This is a genomic window from Brucella tritici, assembly GCF_902825325.1.
Classification (GTDB): Bacteria; Pseudomonadota; Alphaproteobacteria; order Rhizobiales; family Rhizobiaceae; genus Brucella.
On sequence record NZ_CADEAR010000004.1, the window covers coordinates 271883 to 289412 of the forward strand.

Consider the following 17530-nt stretch of genomic DNA (forward strand, 5'->3'; position numbering starts at 1 on the left):
TTAAGCCTTCTTGCGGCTACGTAGTTCAGGATTGACTTCCAACTCACGCTCAAAAGAAATCAGGCCGGTTGCGTAGGGTTCCTGCCGCGCAACGCTCCAATATTTGAGTTCATCGAGCGGGATATGGGCGCCGGTCACTGCGCACGCGACATAGGCTCCGTGTCTGACGATCTCATAATCACCGTCAAGATAACGCAGAACAGCTTCGGAGGAGCGGGGCGATTCAAATTTATTCATGTGTCTAATACCTTTGTGGCTGACTCTAGCAAGTGCCGTGCGTTGCGTCCAGCAGTACCGGCATCTTGCTTGGTCGTAATTCTATCAACGCCTGCCAAAAAGCCGTTCGATATCTGTCAGTTTCAATTCGATGTAAGTCGGGCGACCGTGGTTACATGTGCCTGAACCGGGGGTGGCTTCCATTTCCCGCAGAAGTGCATTCATTTCTTCAGGCTTCAACCGCCGTCCCGAGCGAACGGAGCCATGACAGGCCATGGTTGCGGCCACATGGTTCAACATGGCCTTCAATCCCTCGGATGTATCGTGTTCCGCAATCTCATCCGAAAGATCGCGGATCAGCTGCTGTACATTCATTTCTCCGAGCATTGCAGGCGTTTCACGCACAGCAATGGCACCTGGCCCAAATTGTTCGATGCCGAGGCCAAAGCGTGAAAGCGTTTCTGCGTGGGTTGCCAGCCGCTCGGCATCTTCTTCCGGTAAATCCACGATTTCAGGGATAAGCAGCATTTGTCCCGGTATCGGGCGAGAGTGCAGGGCGTTTTTCAACGCTTCATAAACAAGGCGTTCGTGAGCCGCATGCTGATCTACAATAACGAGACTGTCTTCCGTCTGCGCAACAATATAATTCGAGTGGATTTGTGCGCGGGCCGCACCAAGCGGCTTCTGCTGGAGTTCCACCGGCACTTCGTCAAGCGTCGCCCGCGCGTCCGCTGCAAGAACATTGACGGTGGTGAGCGTCGCCTGGTCACTTTCCTGAAAGGAGGGTGCCACTCCCAAGTCCAGCGGCCGATGCGCCGGATGCGCAGTCTGCGGCGACCATTCGTTTCTCGGGGCTGAAGGCGCAGGGCGCCAGTTTCCTGATGCATAACCAGCCGAAGGAGGCCGCGATGTAAATGATGGCGTGGCTGGCTGGAACCCTTCTGCGCGGAAAGCTTGCAGCATGGCATCGGCACCGCTGGTTGCAGGCCGAATGCCCGACTGCGCCAGTGCCTGTTTGATTGCGCCAACAATCAGTCCACGCACGAGACCCGGATCACGGAAACGCACGTCAGCCTTGGCCGGATGCACATTAACGTCGACCAGTGCAGGGTCCAGCGTCAGAAACAATACGGCAACCGGATGGCGATCACGGGCCATGACATCCGCATAAGCTCCGCGCAATGCGCCGAAAAGCTGTTTGTCACGCACCGGGCGCCCGTTCACATAAGCGAACTGATGCAGGGCATTGCCGCGATTATGGGAGGGAATGCCCACAAACCCGGCCAGGCGCACGCCGTCACGCTCGGCGTCGATGGCGAGCGCATTTTCGCCGAACTCTTTTCCGAGTATTTGGTTGATGCGCTCGAGCGTTGCCTCTGCGCCGCTACCGGTTGCGGATAACTCCAGTGGTGTCCGGTCGGTGCCTGCAAGCGAAAAGCGGACATGCGGAAAGGCAATTGCGATGCGCTTGACGACATCGGTTATCGCTGAAGCTTCCGCGCGGTCCGTCTTCATGAACTTTAGACGGGCAGGGGTCGCGTAGAAAAGATCGCGGACCTCGGCAATCGTCCCGCGATTGAGCGCGGAAGGACGGGGACCGTCGAGATGTCCGCCGGAAACCGATACTTCAAAGCCGGAGTCTGCGTCCTGCGGACGAGATTTGAGGGTCAGTTTTGCGACCGAGCCAATAGATGGCAGAGCTTCCCCACGAAATCCCAGTGCGCGAATATCGTGCACATCATCGGAAAGCTTGGAAGTACAGTGGCGGGAAACTGCCAATGGAAGCTCATCGATCGGGATTCCCGAACCATTATCCGTCACCCGCAACAAAGTCTTGCCACCACCACCTGTCACGACCTCAATGCGGGTCGCGCCAGCGTCGATTGCATTCTCGACAAGTTCCTTGATAACGCTGGCGGGGCGTTCGATGACTTCACCCGCCGCGATCTGATTGATGATGGTTTCGCTTAAGTGTCGAATGGGCATGGTTGGACTATAGAAGGATTCGCTTCTGTAAAGAACATGCTTCTATAGTCCGGCCAGACCGCCTTTTGTGCATTCACGGATGCTGTTGAATACACAATGTTGTCTGCAGATAATCGCCTTATTGCGGGGCATAATCCTTATGTGCTGGCAAATTCAAATCCTTAAGGCTGTCTGCATTGACAACTGCACGTGCCACGGCTTCTGCCATAACAGTCGCTGCAATTGCTCCAATCGCAGTTACATCGGCTTCCACACCCTTCGCCTTGCCTGTGGAAAGTGCGAAGACCGTGTCACCGTCCCACATTGTATGGATTGGGTTGATCGTGCGTGCAAAGCCATCATGCGCCATGCCCGCAATCTTTTTCAGCTGAGCCTTGTCGAACGGGACGTTGGTCGCTATTGCGCCAATCGTTGTGTTGGCGCCTCCCGACTTGACCACACCGTGGCCCTGCATGATGGCGGACATGGTATCACGGAAGCCCTTGCCGTCCTCTGTCCTTGCACCAGCCAGAATCTGGCGTGAGTTCGGTGCATAGACATCACCGACAGCATTGACGGCAACGATTGCGCCGACAACGATTTCGGTGCCTGGCACCTTGTAACTGGCTGTGCCTAGCCCGCCCTTCATGGCGTAATCCATGCCGAACATCTTGCCGACAGTCGCGCCTGCACCAGCACCGATATTGCCTTCGCCGGAAGCTTCGGCCTTTGCGGCCTTGCATGCCAGATAGCCGGCTTCTTCATCGGGGCGCACCGAAAAATCTCCGACACCGAGATCCATCAGGATTGCTGCCGGTACAATCGGAACGACGCCTTTGCCGATCTTGAAACCGAGATTGTTTTCTTCGAGATAACGCATGACACCGGTTGCAGCCGCCAGACCATAGGCACTGCCGCCGGAAAGCAGGATGGCCTGAACCTGCTGCACATAATTGATCGGATCGAGCAGATCAGTTTCGCGCGTACCAGGGGCTGAACCGCGCACGTCGACACCCGCAGAAGCGCCGTCCTCGCATAGAAGGACGGTGCAGCCGGTCGGACGTTTTGTCAGTGTGTGGTGTCCCAGCTTGATTCCGGGTACATCCGTGATGCTTCCACCCAAAAGTTCCAGCATATTCGCTCCTCCCTCAGTAGCTGCCGATGCGGCATTGACGACAAAGGGCATTGCCCCAAGTCCCGCAAGCGACTTGGTAAATGTTCTGCGGTCCATGAACAGTTTTCTCCTCCATTTTTGCTCTATTGAGAGAGCGTATTCTTTTCGCGTGCCCGGCGCTGGCGCAGAACGTCGGCCACATAGTCACGTGACAGGGCATGATAGAGTGGCTCGTGAGAAATCAACCGCGCAGTGCCATAGCCAAGCATTGATGCACACATGAGTGGAATGACATTGTTATGATTGCCGGTCATTTCCAGAATGATGACGAATGCCGTCATGGGCGCTTGCACGACACCGGCAAAATATCCCGCCATGCCGAGAACGGCAGCAAGGCTGGCGCTGGTTCCAAGAACAAGGCCGATTGTGCTGCCCAATCCCGCGCCGACCGATAAAGACGGCGCAAATATCCCACCCGGTATTCCCGAAATCATGGAGAGGAGCCCGGCAAGAAACTTCGCGATAAAGTAGAGAGGCGGAAGAGCCAGCCCTTCGACAGCGCTCCGTGCCTGATCGTAGCCTGCACCGAAGGTCGATCCGCCGGATGCAATGCCGATGATTGCGACGAGGAGGCCGCAAATTCCTGCGAAAAGCACGGCATTGCGAAGTGGGGCTTTTTGAACACGACGTCGCGCGCGGCGTCCCAGTTCCAGTGCGAGCGCACTAAAGGCTGCCCCGAATGCTCCGCCGATTATACCGCACGCAATAACCAAAACCCAATCCTTGCCGGTCGAAGCCGTAACGGTGGTCAGTCCGAAGTAATTATAGTTTCCAACAAGACCAAGCGAGGCGAGACCAGCGAGAATGACAGCGGACAGCACAAGGCCGTTGGTTCGGGCCGCGTAGGCGCGTCCCATCTCCTCGATCGCGAACACGACACCCGCCAGAGGTGTATTGAATGCTGCGGCGATACCTGCAGCAGAGCCTGCAAGGATGAGGCCGCGTGCCTGCTCCATGCCACCGAAACGCGCAGACTGCATCATGATGGATGCGCCAATCTGCACTGTCGGGCCCTCGCGTCCGATGGAAGCACCGCTAAAAAGCCCTGCGAGAGTGAGAACGATTTTCCCGATTGCGGTCTTGAGCGAAAGCAGAAGAGTTCGATCTTCATGATCGTGCAAGTGGCGTGCGGCAATTGCTTGCGGAATGCCACTGCCTCCAGAATTTGGAAACCAGGATAAGGCAATCCAGGAACAGGCCATAAACCCGACCGGTGTGATAAGCAGGGGGAGCCATGCCCGCCAACTGTTTCCACTTGTTAGTGTCTTGAACCAATCCTGCGCAATGTCAGCGGCTTCTGCAAAGCAGACGCTGATAAGACCGATGGCCAATGCGCCGCACCAGAAGACCAGCCGTGGTTTCCAGACATGCGGCGACATCCACATGGCTTTTGACCGTCTGACAAGCGGAACGCGTCTATAGGATTTTCTCACTTTGCCCCTGCAAATCTGCTGCTGCCCGTTTTCGACGTACAGAGATTTATCACGCAAATCCTTATCGGTAACTGAAACTTGTCAGCAAAAGGCTTTCCATTTGGTCATAACCGTGTTACCAGCCGGTGCCAATTCAACCTAGCAAACCAGATGCGTCGCTGCTCCCGGACCTATTCCGGAGAGGCGGCTTTTCTCATTCGATAAGATCGGCAAAGGAATTGGCAATGGCTAAAATCGTGGAATCGCCCACTGGCGCTCTCGCTCTCACATTCGACGATGTGCTATTGCAGCCGGGCCATTCCGAAGTGATGCCGGGGCAGGTTGATCTGCGCACGCGCATCGCGAAGGATATCGAGCTTAACCTTCCTCTTCTTTCTGCTGCTATGGATACGGTGACGGAATCCCGTCTGGCCATTGCGATGGCACAGGCTGGTGGCATCGGCGTCATTCACCGCAATCTGACGCCGGAACGTCAGGCGGAAGAAGTCCGTCAGGTCAAGAAGTTCGAATCCGGTATGGTCGTAAATCCGGTCACCATTGGGCCGGACGCTACACTTGCCGACGCTCAGGCATTGATGAAGACGCATGGAATCTCCGGTATTCCGGTCGTTGAAAATGCTACCAAGGGCCCAGGCCGTCTTGTCGGCATCCTGACCAATCGCGATGTCCGTTTCGCTTCTGATCCGAAGCAGAAAATCCACGAACTAATGACTCGCGAGAACCTCATTACGGTTCGTGAGAACGTCAATCAGGACGAAGCAAAGCGTCTCTTGCACGCTCATCGCATTGAAAAGCTTCTCGTTGTCGACGATCAAGGCCGTTGTGTCGGTCTCGTTACGGTCAAGGACATTGAAAAGTCGCAGCTTAATCCGAATGCCGCCAAGGACGCCCAGGGGCGCCTGCGGGCGGCTGCTGCAACGAGCGTCGGCGAGGACGGTTACGAGCGCGCCGAACGTTTGATTGAAGCAGGTGTCGATCTTTTGGTCGTGGATACGGCGCATGGTCATTCGCAGCGCGTTCTCGACGCTGTGGCCCGTATCAAGAAAGCCTATCCGAATGTCGCCATTCTTGCGGGCAATGTGGCAACGACTGCCGGTACGCAGGCACTGATTGATGCCGGAGCGGATGCTGTCAAGGTGGGTATCGGGCCGGGCTCCATCTGCACCACGCGTATCGTCGCCGGTGTCGGGGTTCCGCAGCTTTCGGCCATTATGTCAGCCGTTGAGGCCGCGCAGAAGCAGAATATTCCTGTTATCGCTGATGGCGGGATCAAGTTCTCGGGCGATTTCGCCAAGGCGCTGGCTGCCGGAGCAGTCGCAGCGATGGCTGGATCGCTGTTGGCCGGTACGGAAGAAAGCCCAGGCGAGGTTTATCTGCATCAGGGTCGCTCGTTCAAGGCCTATCGCGGTATGGGCTCGGTTGGTGCCATGGCGCGCGGTTCGGCTGATCGCTATTTCCAGGCGGAAGTGCGCGATGAGCTGAAGCTTGTACCGGAAGGCATCGAGGGGCAGGTAGCTTATAAGGGGCCGATTTCCGCAGTTCTTCATCAGCTTGCAGGCGGCTTGCGTGCCTCCATGGGCTATGTTGGCGCCAAAACACTGGAAGAGTTCCGTGAGAGAGCAACGTTCGTGCGGATTTCCAATGCCGGTCTCCGTGAAAGCCATTCGCATGGCGTTGCCATTACCCGCGAAAGCCCAAACTATCCTGGCGGCATGTAATTCATTAGATTTCACGAATGGAAAAAGGCGACTCGATTGAAGCCGCCTTTTTTTATCTTTAGTTGGTTACGGCCTTCAACTTCTTAATTTCTGTGCGGATTTCATCGAAGGGACCAACCTTGTGCGTTTGTGCGGACAGGTTGTCGGCATAAGGGCCGTAGCCAGCATCTGCAGGCTTTTCCAATCGGTTTGGGAAATCCTTGTCCAAATCTGCTTTAGCTGGACGTGGCTTCGACTGGAAGAAGGCGGCAATGTCCCATGCATTTTCCGGTTCCAATTGCGGCTCGTCAAGTGATACGCCGTTCGGCATGTTGGCGTGAATGAAATTTGCCGCTGAGATCAGCCGGTTCATGCCTGCGCCGTCATTGAAACTATCCGGCCCCCAGAGCGGCGGAAACTCATAGCCTTTCGCATCGCCCACGACGCCGACCCGTTTGCCCTGACCATCCGCTCCATGACAGGCGGCGCAAACTTCGGCATAGAGTTTCTCGCCGTGCACCGGATCGGCCGGGCGTTTCAGTTCCGGCATCTTTCCAGAGCCGCGACCTTTGGTGTTTTCGCCAACAGTAGTCCCTGCAGAGACGTATTTGATATAGGCGACCATGGCTTTCATCTGCGGGGAATCGATGGCCAGCGCTGTGCCATTTAGGCTTCGGGTCATGCAACCATTGACGCGATCTTCAATCGTGCCGACCTGACCTTCTCGCGAGCGGTACTGAGGAAAGTCGCCGTAGACACCAACGAGAGGTAGTCCATATTTCTTGGTTCCGGCTTCCAGATGGCAGCTTTGGCAGGAAAGATTGTTACCTGCAAAACGTTTCGTTTCATCAGCCACTTCTGGACCCATATGCGCATAAGTCTCGGTAATCAGATCGTGGCCATAGCGCACAATTCGTCCCCACGCATCGTCAGGCAATGTGTCGGGATCTGGTATCTCCCAGGCAGCGTCTTCGGCCGCCGCTGTTTTTGCAGAAACGTTTCCCGTATTCGCAGACGTCGCCGCATTCTGCGGTACGGTTGCATTATTCTTAGCGATGGCGTGGTTTGTACGCGGCGTAATTGAAGAGCGCGAACTGTCGCTCGTCACCGCGAAATAAGTCAAGCTCAGGCAAAAGACCACACCATAGGCCGCCAAATCGGACCACCTCATTATCCCCTCCAGGCAATAGGTTTCAGAATCAAAACGTTGAGTGGCTATGTTTCCAAACTTAATGCAGCCTTAAGAGTGTGAGGGACGGTCACTTCAGGACAGAGAGATCATCGTGGCCTACTTTCAGTCCGCTTACGCTTTCAGTGATACAGTCCGCGAGGGCTAGAAAATCCTGCCGACGCATGCTCTGTCTTCGCCAGAACAAAGCAATTTCCCGCTTCGGTTGTTCGCCTTTAAAAGGCACGATGCGCATATGATTACTGCGCGCTTCAGCACGCACCGCGATTTCTGGAATGAGTGTAAAGCCCATGCCATGGCTCACCATTTGTAAAAGGGTAGTCATGCTGGTGGCGCCATATTTTACGAGCTGGCGTTGCGATGGTAGCGAGCAAACGGCCAATGCCTGATCTCGCATGCAATGCCCTTCTTCCAGCAAAAGTAATCGGTCGATAGCAACGTTGTCCTGCGTCATCGGTGAAGCCAAAACCGTTTGATCATTGGTGGAGGTCGCTATCAGAAAGCGATCATCGAACAGTTTTCTTTGGGCGAGCCGCTCGTCGTCAATGGGAAGGGCAGCGACAAGCGCATCGATTTCACCCGCAAGCAGCTCATCAAGAAGTTTGGCGGTTACGCTTTCCCGCAATTGGAGGCGGAATGACGGATGCCGTTCGCGCAGAAGTGGGATGAGCACCGGAACCAAATAGGGTGCAACGGTTGGAATGATACCCAGTCGTAGCCGTGTTTGCAGCAACCCCCGGCTTTGCGCGGCAATTTCCTCAAGTGCATGGAGTTCACGCAACACTGTCTTGATACCTGGATAAAGTTGCCTGCCAAGCTCCGTCATTATTACCTGTCGCTGAGAGCGCTCGAAAAGCGGTGCACCCGCAACGGCCTCCATTTCCGCGATCTGAGCTGAAAGCGCGGGCTGGGACACATGAGCCAATTGTGCGGCTTTGCGGAAATGCAGCGTGGTGGCAAGCGCTTCGAAATAGCGCATCTGACGTACTGTAAACATGATAAGAAAAAGTTATCAAAAATAATCGGAAAAGCAATTGGAGATTATGATTGGAATAGGTCTAATCTGAGCCCGTTACCTAGCCACGGCATGACGCGGACGAACCGTGTCGTGCTTCTAGCAAGGCTAGTCGTATTCCAATATTGGCTTTTTCAGGAGGGAATTCCCATGGCAGATCGCCCGACAATGACGACGAGTGCAGGCGCTCCGATACCGGACAACCAGAATTCCCTGAGTGCGGGCGAGCGCGGCCCTCTCTTGATGCAGGATTATCAGCTCATTGAAAAACTGAGCCATCAGAACCGCGAACGCATTCCAGAGCGTGCTGTCCACGCCAAGGGCTGGGGTGCCCATGGTACACTGACCATTACCGGCGATATTTCGAAATACACCAAAGCCAAGGCTCTGCAGCCAGGCGCTAAGACGCCGATGCTGGCGCGCTTCTCGACCGTTGCCGGCGAGCAGGGTGCCGCTGATGCCGAGCGCGATGTACGCGGCTTTGCTCTCAAGTTTTATACAGAGGAAGGCAACTGGGATCTGGTCGGCAATAACACACCCGTGTTTTTCGTGCGCGACCCGGTCAAATTCCCGGATTTCATTCACACCCAGAAGCGTCATCCCAAGACAAACCTGCGTTCGGCGACTGCGATGTGGGACTTCTGGTCGCTCTCGCCGGAAAGCCTGCATCAGGTGACAATCCTGATGTCGGATCGCGGTTTGCCGACCGATGTGCGTCACATCAACGGATATGGTTCTCATACTTATTCGTTCTGGAACGATGCTGGCGAGCGCTATTGGATCAAGTTCCATTTCAAGACCATGCAAGGTCACAAGCACTGGACCAATGCAGAAGCCGAGAATGTGATTGGCCGTACGCGTGAATCCACGCAGGAAGACCTGTTCACCTCCATAGACAAGGGAGATTTCCCGAAGTGGAAGGTTCAGGTGCAGATCATGCCGGAACTTGATGCCGACAAGACGCCATACAATCCGTTCGATCTCACAAAGGTCTGGCCGCATGCAGACTATCCGCCGATCGATATCGGTATCATGGAGCTGAACCGTAATCCGGAGAACTACTTCACCGAGATTGAAAATGCGGCTTTCTCGCCGTCGAATATCGTGCCGGGTATCAGCTATTCACCCGACAAGATGTTGCAGGCGCGTATCTTCTCCTATGCGGATGCGCATCGTCATCGCCTTGGTACACATTACGAAAGCATTCCGGTCAACCAGCCGAAGTGCCCGGTTCATCATTATCACCGCGATGGTCAGATGAATGTCTATGGCGGGATCAAGACCGGCAATCCAGATGCTTATTACGAGCCGAACTCGTTCAATGGTCCGGTTGAACAGCCGTCAGCCAAGGAGCCGCCGCTGCGTATCTCAGGCGATGCTGCTCGTTATGACCATCGTGTTGGTAATGACGATTATTCGCAGCCGCGGGCCCTGTTTAATCTGTTCGATGACGGACAAAAACAACGCCTGTTCTCCAATATCGCTGCGGCAATGGGTGGGGTTCCGGGCTTCATCGTCGAGCGTCAGCTCGGTCACTTCAAGCTGATCCATCCCGACTATGAGGCTGGCGTGCGTAAAGCCTTGAAGGATGCCCATGGCTATGAAGCCAACACGATTGCCACTAATGAAGAGGCAACGGCGGCTGAATAAACCGCTGTCATAAGATAGAAAGAAAGCCGGAGCTCGTCGCTCCGGCTTTTTTGTTTTGATTTGCCGATTGCCTTTTCCCTCCAAGGAAGGCTATGCCCAAGCAGGCATTCGAGAAGGAGACACAATGCGGCTTGGCGGACGTCTGCAGGCGGCTATCGAGGTATTGGATCAGATTGAAGTGGGCACGCGTCCGGCTTCAGACGTGCTGAAGGATTGGGGCGCTTCCCATCGTTTCGCAGGCGCGGGTGACCGCGCTGTGATTGGCAATATCGTCTATGATGCACTGCGCCGCAAACTGTCCATCGCGTGGCGAATGGACGCCGACGATGCACGCGCTCTGGCTTTTGGCGCGCTATTGGCCGATGGCGGCATGGATATTGTTGCTGTTGATGCCGCTCTCGATGGAGATAAGTTTGCGCCGCACGTGCTGGAGCAGCTGCGTCGTATTGCTTGGGAAAGCAGGGATGTCACCGAAGCGCCAGCCCATGTTCAGGCGGATGTGCCCGAATGGTGCGCATCTTCGCTGGAGGAACTTTTCGGGGCGCGCTGGGTGGATGAGGGTAGGGCACTGGCAACACGGCCACCCGTCGATCTGCGCGTAAACAGTTTGAAGGCCAAGCCTGAACAAACGCTTGCGGCCTTGGAAAAAGCTGGCGCTGCACCGGCGCCATTCCTTGCGCAAGCCTTGCGCATACCGCCGATTGAAGCACTTGGCCGCCACCCGAATGTGCAGGGCGAGCAGGCCTTTCTCGACGGCTGGTTTGAGGTTCAGGATTTGGGATCACAGCTTGCCGCGCTCTTTGCTGGTGCCACACCAGGCCAGCAGGTACTGGACTATTGTGCTGGCGCTGGTGGCAAGACATTGGCTCTGGCTGCTGCGATGCAAAATAGTGGTCAAGTCCACGCCTATGATGCGGAACGCTCCCGGTTATCGCCGATGCATGAGCGACTGCAGCGTGCAGGGGTGCGCAATACGCAGGTCCATGGAAATCTCGATGCACTCGACCCGCTCACAGGGCAGATGGACCTCGTTCTGACTGATGCGCCTTGCACGGGTTCCGGCACATGGCGCCGCCGCCCGGATGCGAAATGGCGGCTGAACGACCAGCAGCTTGAGCGGCGCGTTCAGGACCAGAAGGAAGTGCTGGAATCTGCCAAGCATTATGTGAAACCGGGTGGGCGACTTGCCTATGTTACCTGTTCTCTATTTGCGGAAGAAAACACGCAACAGGTTGCGAGGTTTCTCACAGATAACGCTGATTTTTCGGAGGTCGCGCCACAGGCGATCTGGAACACAATTGTTGCCGATGCCGGTGAAGTGGAGCCGGTATTTCCGTCGCATGGTGCGGTATTTTCGCCATTGTCCACTGGCACTGACGGTTTTTATGTGAGCATTCTGCAAAGATCAAAATAAAGCGGGGGAGACGATGTCAGCGCATCGTGTAGCAGAACCGGATTTTAAAGAGCGCGTCGAGGAAAGCTTTGGTCGGCAGGCGGCCATGAAGCTGATCGGCGCTGAACTGACACGGTGTGAGCCCGGTATCGTTGAAGTCGAAATGCCGTTTCGTGAGGAGCTGACACAACAGCACGGCATTTTGCATGCAGGCATGATTTCTGCCGCACTCGATTCTGCCTGCGGCTATGCTGCGCTGACGCTGATGCCTTCCGATGCGGCAGTACTGACTATCGAATTCAAAGTGAATCTGCTTGCTCCAGGCAAAGGGGAGCGGTTCCTCTTTCGCGGTGAGGTCACCAAACCCGGTCGTACCATCATGGTTAGTGATGGACAGGCATTTGCGGTTACCGACACAGAAGTGCGCCTGATCGCAACAATGACCGGAACAATGATGGTCGTGCAGGACAGAAAAGGCCTGCAGGGATGATGAAAATTGTCGCCGGAAAGCGTCTGCTCTACGTTGTGGCTGTTGATGCCGAATATGGGCGTCATCTGGCGAAGCTCTTCACGCCGGTCATGATCGGGGTAGGGCCGGTCGAGGCGGCTGCCAATCTCGCCTATGCTCTTGCAGCTCTGATGCAGGCGGGAGAAAAGCCTGATCTTGTGGTTTCACTCGGCTCTGCAGGCTCAGCCAGACTACCGCAAGCGGAAGTGTTCCAGGTATCTTCCGTTTCCTATCGCGATATGGATGCTTCGCCGCTTGGGTTTGAAAAAGGCGCGACGCCTTTTCTCGATCTTCCCAAAGTGATCGAACTCCCGGTTTCCGTACCGGAAATCTCTGCCGCATCGCTTTCAACAGGTGCGAATATCGTTTCCGGCAAAGCCTATGCGGCGATTGATGCGGATATGGTCGATATGGAAACCTATGCCTGTCTACGCGCATGCCAGCTTGCAGGAATTTCGCTTATTGGGCTTCGCGGTATCTCCGATGGTGCAAGCGAGTTGCAGCATGTCGGGGACTGGACACAGTATCTGCACATTATCGATGAAAAACTGGCCCAAGCGGTCGAGCGACTGGAGGCTGCAATCGCGGATGGTCTCTTGTCGGCTCCTGACAATGGTATGTCAGTATAGGTCGATTTTTGGCAACGCACTTGTTGAGCATGGCGTCTATAACCCATATAGGCATTGCATCCCGGTCACTTTTTAAATAGATGCTGCACATGAGCACCACGGCACATCCCGACACAATCCTAATTATCGACTTTGGCAGCCAGGTTACGCAGCTGATTGCGCGTCGCGTGCGCGAAGCCAACGTCTATTGTGAAATCGTCCCTTTCCAGTCTGCGGAAGAGACTTTCAAGCGGCTGAAGCCGAAAGGCGTTATCCTTTCAGGCAGCCCCCATTCGACGACTGATATTGGGTCGCCGCGTGCGCCCCAGGCCGTTTTCGAAGAAGGCATTCCGGTCCTCGGCATCTGCTATGGCGAACAGACGATGTGCGCCCAGCTGGGTGGCAAGGTGGAAAGTGGCCATGATCGCGAATTCGGTCGTGCTTTCCTGGATGTGCAGGAAGATAGCCCTCTCTTCGAAGGCATATGGGCCAAGGGCACTCGCCATCAGGTCTGGATGAGCCATGGCGACCGCGTTACATCGCTGCCCGATGGTTTTACCATTATCGGTACTTCGCCAAACGCGCCTTTTGCAGTCATCGCTGACGAGAAGCGCAAATATTACGGCGTACAGTTCCACCCGGAAGTCGTGCATACGCCGGATGGCGCCAAGCTATTGCAGAATTTCGTTCATCGTATCGTCGGCGTAAAGCCGGGTTGGACGATGGGTGCCTATCGCGAGCAGGCTGTCGAGGCAATTCGTAAGCAGGTCGGCAGTGGGAAGGTTATCTGCGCGCTTTCCGGCGGCGTGGATTCGTCCGTTGCGGCGCTTCTGGCGCATGAAGCTATTGGCGATCAGCTGACCTGCATTCTCGTTGACCATGGGCTGATGCGCAAGAACGAAGCGCAGCAGGTCGTTGAAATGTTCCGCGAACACTATAACCTGCCACTCATTCTCGTCGATGCTGCTGATCGTTTCATCGGTGAGCTGGAAGGCGAAACCGATCCTGAAAAGAAGCGTAAGACGATTGGCCGCCTCTTTATCGAAGTGTTCGAGGAAGAGGCCAAGAAGCTCGGCGGTGCGGATTTCCTCGTGCAGGGCACACTCTATCCGGACGTGATCGAAAGTGTCTCGTTTACCGGTGGTCCTTCGGTTACGATCAAGTCGCACCACAATGTTGGTGGTTTGCCGGAGCGCATGAAGATGCAGCTCGTCGAACCATTGCGCGAACTGTTCAAGGACGAAGTACGCCTGCTCGGCAAGGAACTTGGCCTGCCGGACAGCTTCATCGGTCGTCATCCATTCCCCGGACCGGGTCTTGCTATCCGCTGCCCGGGCGGCATTACGCGAGAGAAACTCGAGATTCTGCGCGAAGCCGACGCGATTTATCTGGATGAAATCCGTAAGGCTGGCCTCTACGATGCCATCTGGCAGGCTTTCGCTGTTCTGTTGCCGGTTCAGACCGTAGGCGTGATGGGCGACGGTCGTACCTACGAATTCGTCTGTGCGCTGCGCGCCGTGACTTCGGTGGACGGCATGACGGCCGATTTCTACCACTACGACATGAACTTCCTTGGCAATGCGGCAACCCGCATCATCAATGAGGTCCGTGGCATCAATCGCGTTGTCTATGATGTGACTTCAAAGCCGCCTGGCACGATCGAGTGGGAATAATTTGACGTCTGCCTACCACTCAAATCTGATCTAAACCGCTCAAAACTCTTTCGATCTATGCCCGTCAGTTCTTGCTGGCGGGCATATCGTTTTTATAGCTGGCGCTGGTCCCTCCTGATCAAAACGAAACGTCGACCTGATTAAAAACTAGCAGCGTTTCAAGCTTTTGACCGCATAGGGATTGAGAACAATCTCGGTAAATTGAGCGATGCTCACAGTTTGAGGTTGTGAAGTGATGTTCACCAGCCAGAATTCTCGCTCTGTTGCAAAGGCCAGAACGTGGTCAGGCCGCGACGAAACAAGCTGCTGCCATTTCTTACCTGCCAGCCCGGCCAATGTTTTTATCGTATTAAAGAGCGGACGTTTTCCGCCTGCTGGCGTTGGCTCGCCTTCGCCAGCAATAAGCCCGAATGGGCCAGTCATGGCCGAAAGCGTTAGACGATCAAGGCCTGCATTCAGCACCGATATGGCATAGGCCATGGCGAAGCTTTCCGCGAATTTTCCATTATGGCGTGGATCGAGATTGGCCATGGCAATGCGTTTGCCATTCGGGTTTTCCATCGTCCTGCTTCCATAGGGATTCTGACGCATGGGGATCGTCGACGGCCCAATGCGATAGGGCTTGTCGCCATAGATCGCTCGCACCGAGCGGGTGATGAAAGGCAGAGCCTCTAGTGTCTGCATGACGCTCAGGTCGTCAGCGGCATGGACAATCGGATTGGTGCAATGGGTGACGAAATCAACAAGCTCGCAGGGAACGCGCTTGCGATTAAGCTCTGTGAAATAGCTCAGCATTCCACCGCCAAGCCGTACATCCGGGAAGGCTTCTCTTGCTGCCGCATAAACATCTTCGAGCGGCGGGCAGGGAGGCCATTTGCTTCCGGGAGGCGTCGATTGCCGGTCTATGGCCGGTGAAAGAATGATCGCATCCGGGGTAAAGCCAGCTGCTGTCATGTCAGAAGCGATTGCTGTCGTCTCTTCGATGAGCGATTTCTCGCAAGGCAATGCAATTTCGAGCGAAACGTGCCCGCTATGCTTCGCAGCCAAGGTCGCGAAATCAGCAAAAGCTGATTCGTTATGACTTGCCAGAGGATCGTAATGAAATAACAGATCCTGCGGGGCTATTTCCTCAAGCAGCTCTATTGCAGCTAAACTGGCCTTGGCTTCTTCTGGTGTGATGATGATGCCGATATTTGGCATTTTTCCACTTGCGTCACCGAGTGTGATGCACACCGGCTCCGCATACCGGGTGCTATTTGGTGTCGCCGCGCGCGTGTCGGAAATGTTGAGCACGATGCGCTGATGCTGGGGTTTGGCGGCTTCGATCTGGTAAGGCCATGGCAAAGCCAGGGGACGCACATAGGTCTTGTAAGATGCATCGGACCAGTTGCGCTGGTCTTCCATCTCAAACGTATCGCCTTCCATACGGCATTCCGCCGTAACGCCAGGCATGGCCTCATGGGTGATTGCACGCATGTCCTTGAAAGGCTGCCATGGCTCGATCAGATCGGGCAGGCGGGTCTTGTTGAGTGTACCGTCGACATGCTCGACTGTTACAGGCGAACCTGCCACGCCGACAATTGGATGGAGAATGCAGAAGCCGCAACGGTTAGTTTCAAAGCCGGTCACGGTAGTGGCCACGGCGTCGAAAGTAAGTGTTCCGCCACTCTCTGCCTGAATGCGGACATCAATGGTGAGTTGGGTCGCATCCGGGCCTTCGCAACGTGCCTGATAGGTGACAATGAAACCGCTGTCGTTTTGCTCAACATTCAGATCATGGATTTCCGGGTTGTAGGTTCCCCAGTCTCGATCCCGCACGAGATAGGAGACCGCGCGCAGAACTTCGACGCCGTCATAAGTGATGGTGCGAAGATTGCCGTCGCTTAAATCCAGGCCAAGCAAGCCCGCTTTTAGGTGCGTTGGCTGAGCTTCGGCTTCTCGCGTTCCATAGAGCAGGAAAGGATCGACGTTGCTCATTTGAGCAACGCCGTAATGTCGACGCGATTGCCGCTTGTAGCACTGTCATACGCGGCTTCAACGAGCGCGAAGGTCTTAAGATTATCAGCACCCGATGTCGAGGTGTCTTCACCAGATGCCAGCTTGTCGACCCAATGCTGCTGAATGGCAAAGACGCTTTCCTGAATATTGTGCCATGGACGTGAGGCCCACGAGAGCAGTTTTGGCGAAACGTCGGAAACCGTGGTGCCGTTCGGCGTAATCACTTCAAGGCGATACCCCTGATAAAGCCGGATCGAACCTTCGGTGCCATCAATTTCGACGAGCGTTTCCGGGAAAGGATCGGTTTTGAGCTTGGTCGCATAGCTTACGTCGACAATGGAAGTAGCGCCATTTTCATGATCCATGAGAATAGTTGCTACATCTTCACCCTTGATCTTCGGGTTCACACGCTTTGTGCGAGCAACAAGGCTGGTCACATCGCCCAGAATGAAGCGTGCAATATCAAGCGTATGAATGCCTAAATCTTCGATGATGAAGCGTTCGCCTTCAGCAAGATAGGGCTGGCCGGAAAACACGTCGAAGCCCGAGCGGAAGGAGAAACGTCCCCAGAATGGCGCACCTATGACGCCACTGTCGAGTGCCTTGCGCACTGCCTGAATAGGCGTCTGCCAGCGGAAGTTTTCATGCACCATGAGCGGAATGCCTGCTTCATCGCAGACTTTCACCATGGCCTGTGCATCATCAAGCGTTTTGGCAAAAGGCTTCTGGCAGATTGCTGGCACCTTGCGAGTGGCGGCAAGTTCCACCAGAGCGCGATGGCTTGAGACTGTGGTGGCGATATCGACAAAATCAATGCCGCCATCCGCAAACAGCACCTGCGCATCAGTATAGCGGCGTTCGATGCCAAACTGGTCGCCGACAATCTTCAGCCGCTCAGGGTTGCGATCACAGATTGCCACGATTCTGGCACCCGAAACATCATTCCATGCATGCATCTGGTTGATTGCGAAAAAACCGCAGCCGATCAGAGCGCCATTCAATTCTGCCATT

14 protein-coding genes are annotated in these 17530 nt (G+C 55.2%); 6 read left to right on the forward strand and 8 right to left on the reverse strand.

What is annotated here, in order from left to right:
* The 4 genes from HWX93_RS07915 to HWX93_RS07930 all read right to left on the reverse strand — a co-directional run bounded on the left by HWX93_RS07915 (position 1) and on the right by HWX93_RS07930 (position 4788).
* A complete protein-coding gene (locus HWX93_RS07915; RefSeq protein ID WP_104755504.1) occupies positions 1-237 on the reverse strand; it encodes a DUF2093 domain-containing protein in 237 nt (78 codons plus the stop codon).
* An 84-nt stretch (positions 238-321) separates the two neighbouring features.
* On the reverse strand, positions 322-2202 hold the full coding sequence (gene mutL / locus HWX93_RS07920) for a DNA mismatch repair endonuclease MutL (RefSeq protein ID WP_176037053.1): 1881 nt from the start codon (positions 2200-2202) through the stop codon (positions 322-324).
* A 118-nt stretch (positions 2203-2320) separates the two neighbouring features.
* Positions 2321-3412, reverse strand: a complete 1092-nt coding sequence (locus HWX93_RS07925) for a P1 family peptidase (RefSeq protein ID WP_176037054.1) — start codon at positions 3410-3412, stop codon at positions 2321-2323.
* A 26-nt stretch (positions 3413-3438) separates the two neighbouring features.
* Positions 3439-4788 (reverse strand): chloride channel protein, encoded by a 1350-nt coding sequence (locus HWX93_RS07930; protein ID WP_176037055.1) that lies wholly within the window; start codon positions 4786-4788, stop codon positions 3439-3441.
* 224 nt (positions 4789-5012) lie between these two features.
* Here HWX93_RS07930 and guaB point away from each other — a divergent pair, with 224 nt between their 5' ends.
* Positions 5013-6506, forward strand: coding sequence for an IMP dehydrogenase (gene guaB / locus HWX93_RS07935; RefSeq protein ID WP_176037056.1), 1494 nt, complete (start codon positions 5013-5015; stop codon positions 6504-6506).
* A 58-nt stretch (positions 6507-6564) separates the two neighbouring features.
* Here guaB and HWX93_RS07940 read toward each other — a convergent pair whose 3' ends face one another.
* A complete protein-coding gene (locus tag HWX93_RS07940; RefSeq protein WP_176037057.1) occupies positions 6565-7656 on the reverse strand; it encodes a c-type cytochrome in 1092 nt (363 codons plus the stop codon).
* A gap of 88 nt (positions 7657-7744) precedes the next feature.
* Positions 7745-8671, reverse strand: a complete 927-nt coding sequence (locus tag HWX93_RS07945; protein ID WP_176037058.1) for a hydrogen peroxide-inducible genes activator — start codon at positions 8669-8671, stop codon at positions 7745-7747.
* 168 nt (positions 8672-8839) lie between these two features.
* Between HWX93_RS07945 and katA the strand changes: the two genes are divergently transcribed.
* From katA to guaA, 5 genes are all read left to right on the forward strand, one after another.
* Positions 8840-10339: a catalase KatA gene (katA, locus tag HWX93_RS07950; RefSeq protein WP_176037059.1), complete on the forward strand. Its 1500-nt coding sequence runs from the start codon at positions 8840-8842 to the stop codon at positions 10337-10339.
* A 124-nt stretch (positions 10340-10463) separates the two neighbouring features.
* The gene (locus HWX93_RS07955) at positions 10464-11753 is read left to right on the forward strand and encodes an RsmB/NOP family class I SAM-dependent RNA methyltransferase (protein WP_176037060.1); all 1290 of its coding nucleotides are present in this window, start codon (positions 10464-10466) and stop codon (positions 11751-11753) included.
* A 13-nt stretch (positions 11754-11766) separates the two neighbouring features.
* Positions 11767-12222: a PaaI family thioesterase gene (locus HWX93_RS07960; protein ID WP_010661020.1), complete on the forward strand. Its 456-nt coding sequence runs from the start codon at positions 11767-11769 to the stop codon at positions 12220-12222.
* Positions 12219-12869 carry a 5'-methylthioadenosine/S-adenosylhomocysteine nucleosidase gene (locus HWX93_RS07965; RefSeq protein WP_176037061.1) on the forward strand — a complete coding sequence of 217 codons (651 nt, stop codon included), beginning with the start codon at positions 12219-12221 and terminating at the stop codon, positions 12867-12869. The genes HWX93_RS07960 and HWX93_RS07965 overlap by 4 nt, the downstream gene beginning before the upstream one ends.
* 89 nt (positions 12870-12958) lie before the next feature.
* Entirely contained in the window at positions 12959-14521 is a 1563-nt protein-coding gene (gene guaA, locus HWX93_RS07970) for a glutamine-hydrolyzing GMP synthase (protein ID WP_176037062.1), read from the forward strand.
* Positions 14522-14668: 147 nt separating this feature from the next.
* Here the strand turns inward: guaA and HWX93_RS07975 are convergent, their stop codons facing one another.
* Both HWX93_RS07975 and HWX93_RS07980 read right to left on the reverse strand, forming a co-directional pair.
* A complete protein-coding gene (locus HWX93_RS07975) occupies positions 14669-16498 on the reverse strand; it encodes a hypothetical protein (RefSeq protein ID WP_176037063.1) in 1830 nt (609 codons plus the stop codon).
* Positions 16495-17529: a Gfo/Idh/MocA family protein gene (locus tag HWX93_RS07980; RefSeq protein ID WP_176037064.1), complete on the reverse strand. Its 1035-nt coding sequence runs from the start codon at positions 17527-17529 to the stop codon at positions 16495-16497. Before HWX93_RS07980 ends, HWX93_RS07975 begins: the two co-directional genes overlap by 4 nt.
* Position 17530 lies beyond the last annotated feature (1 nt).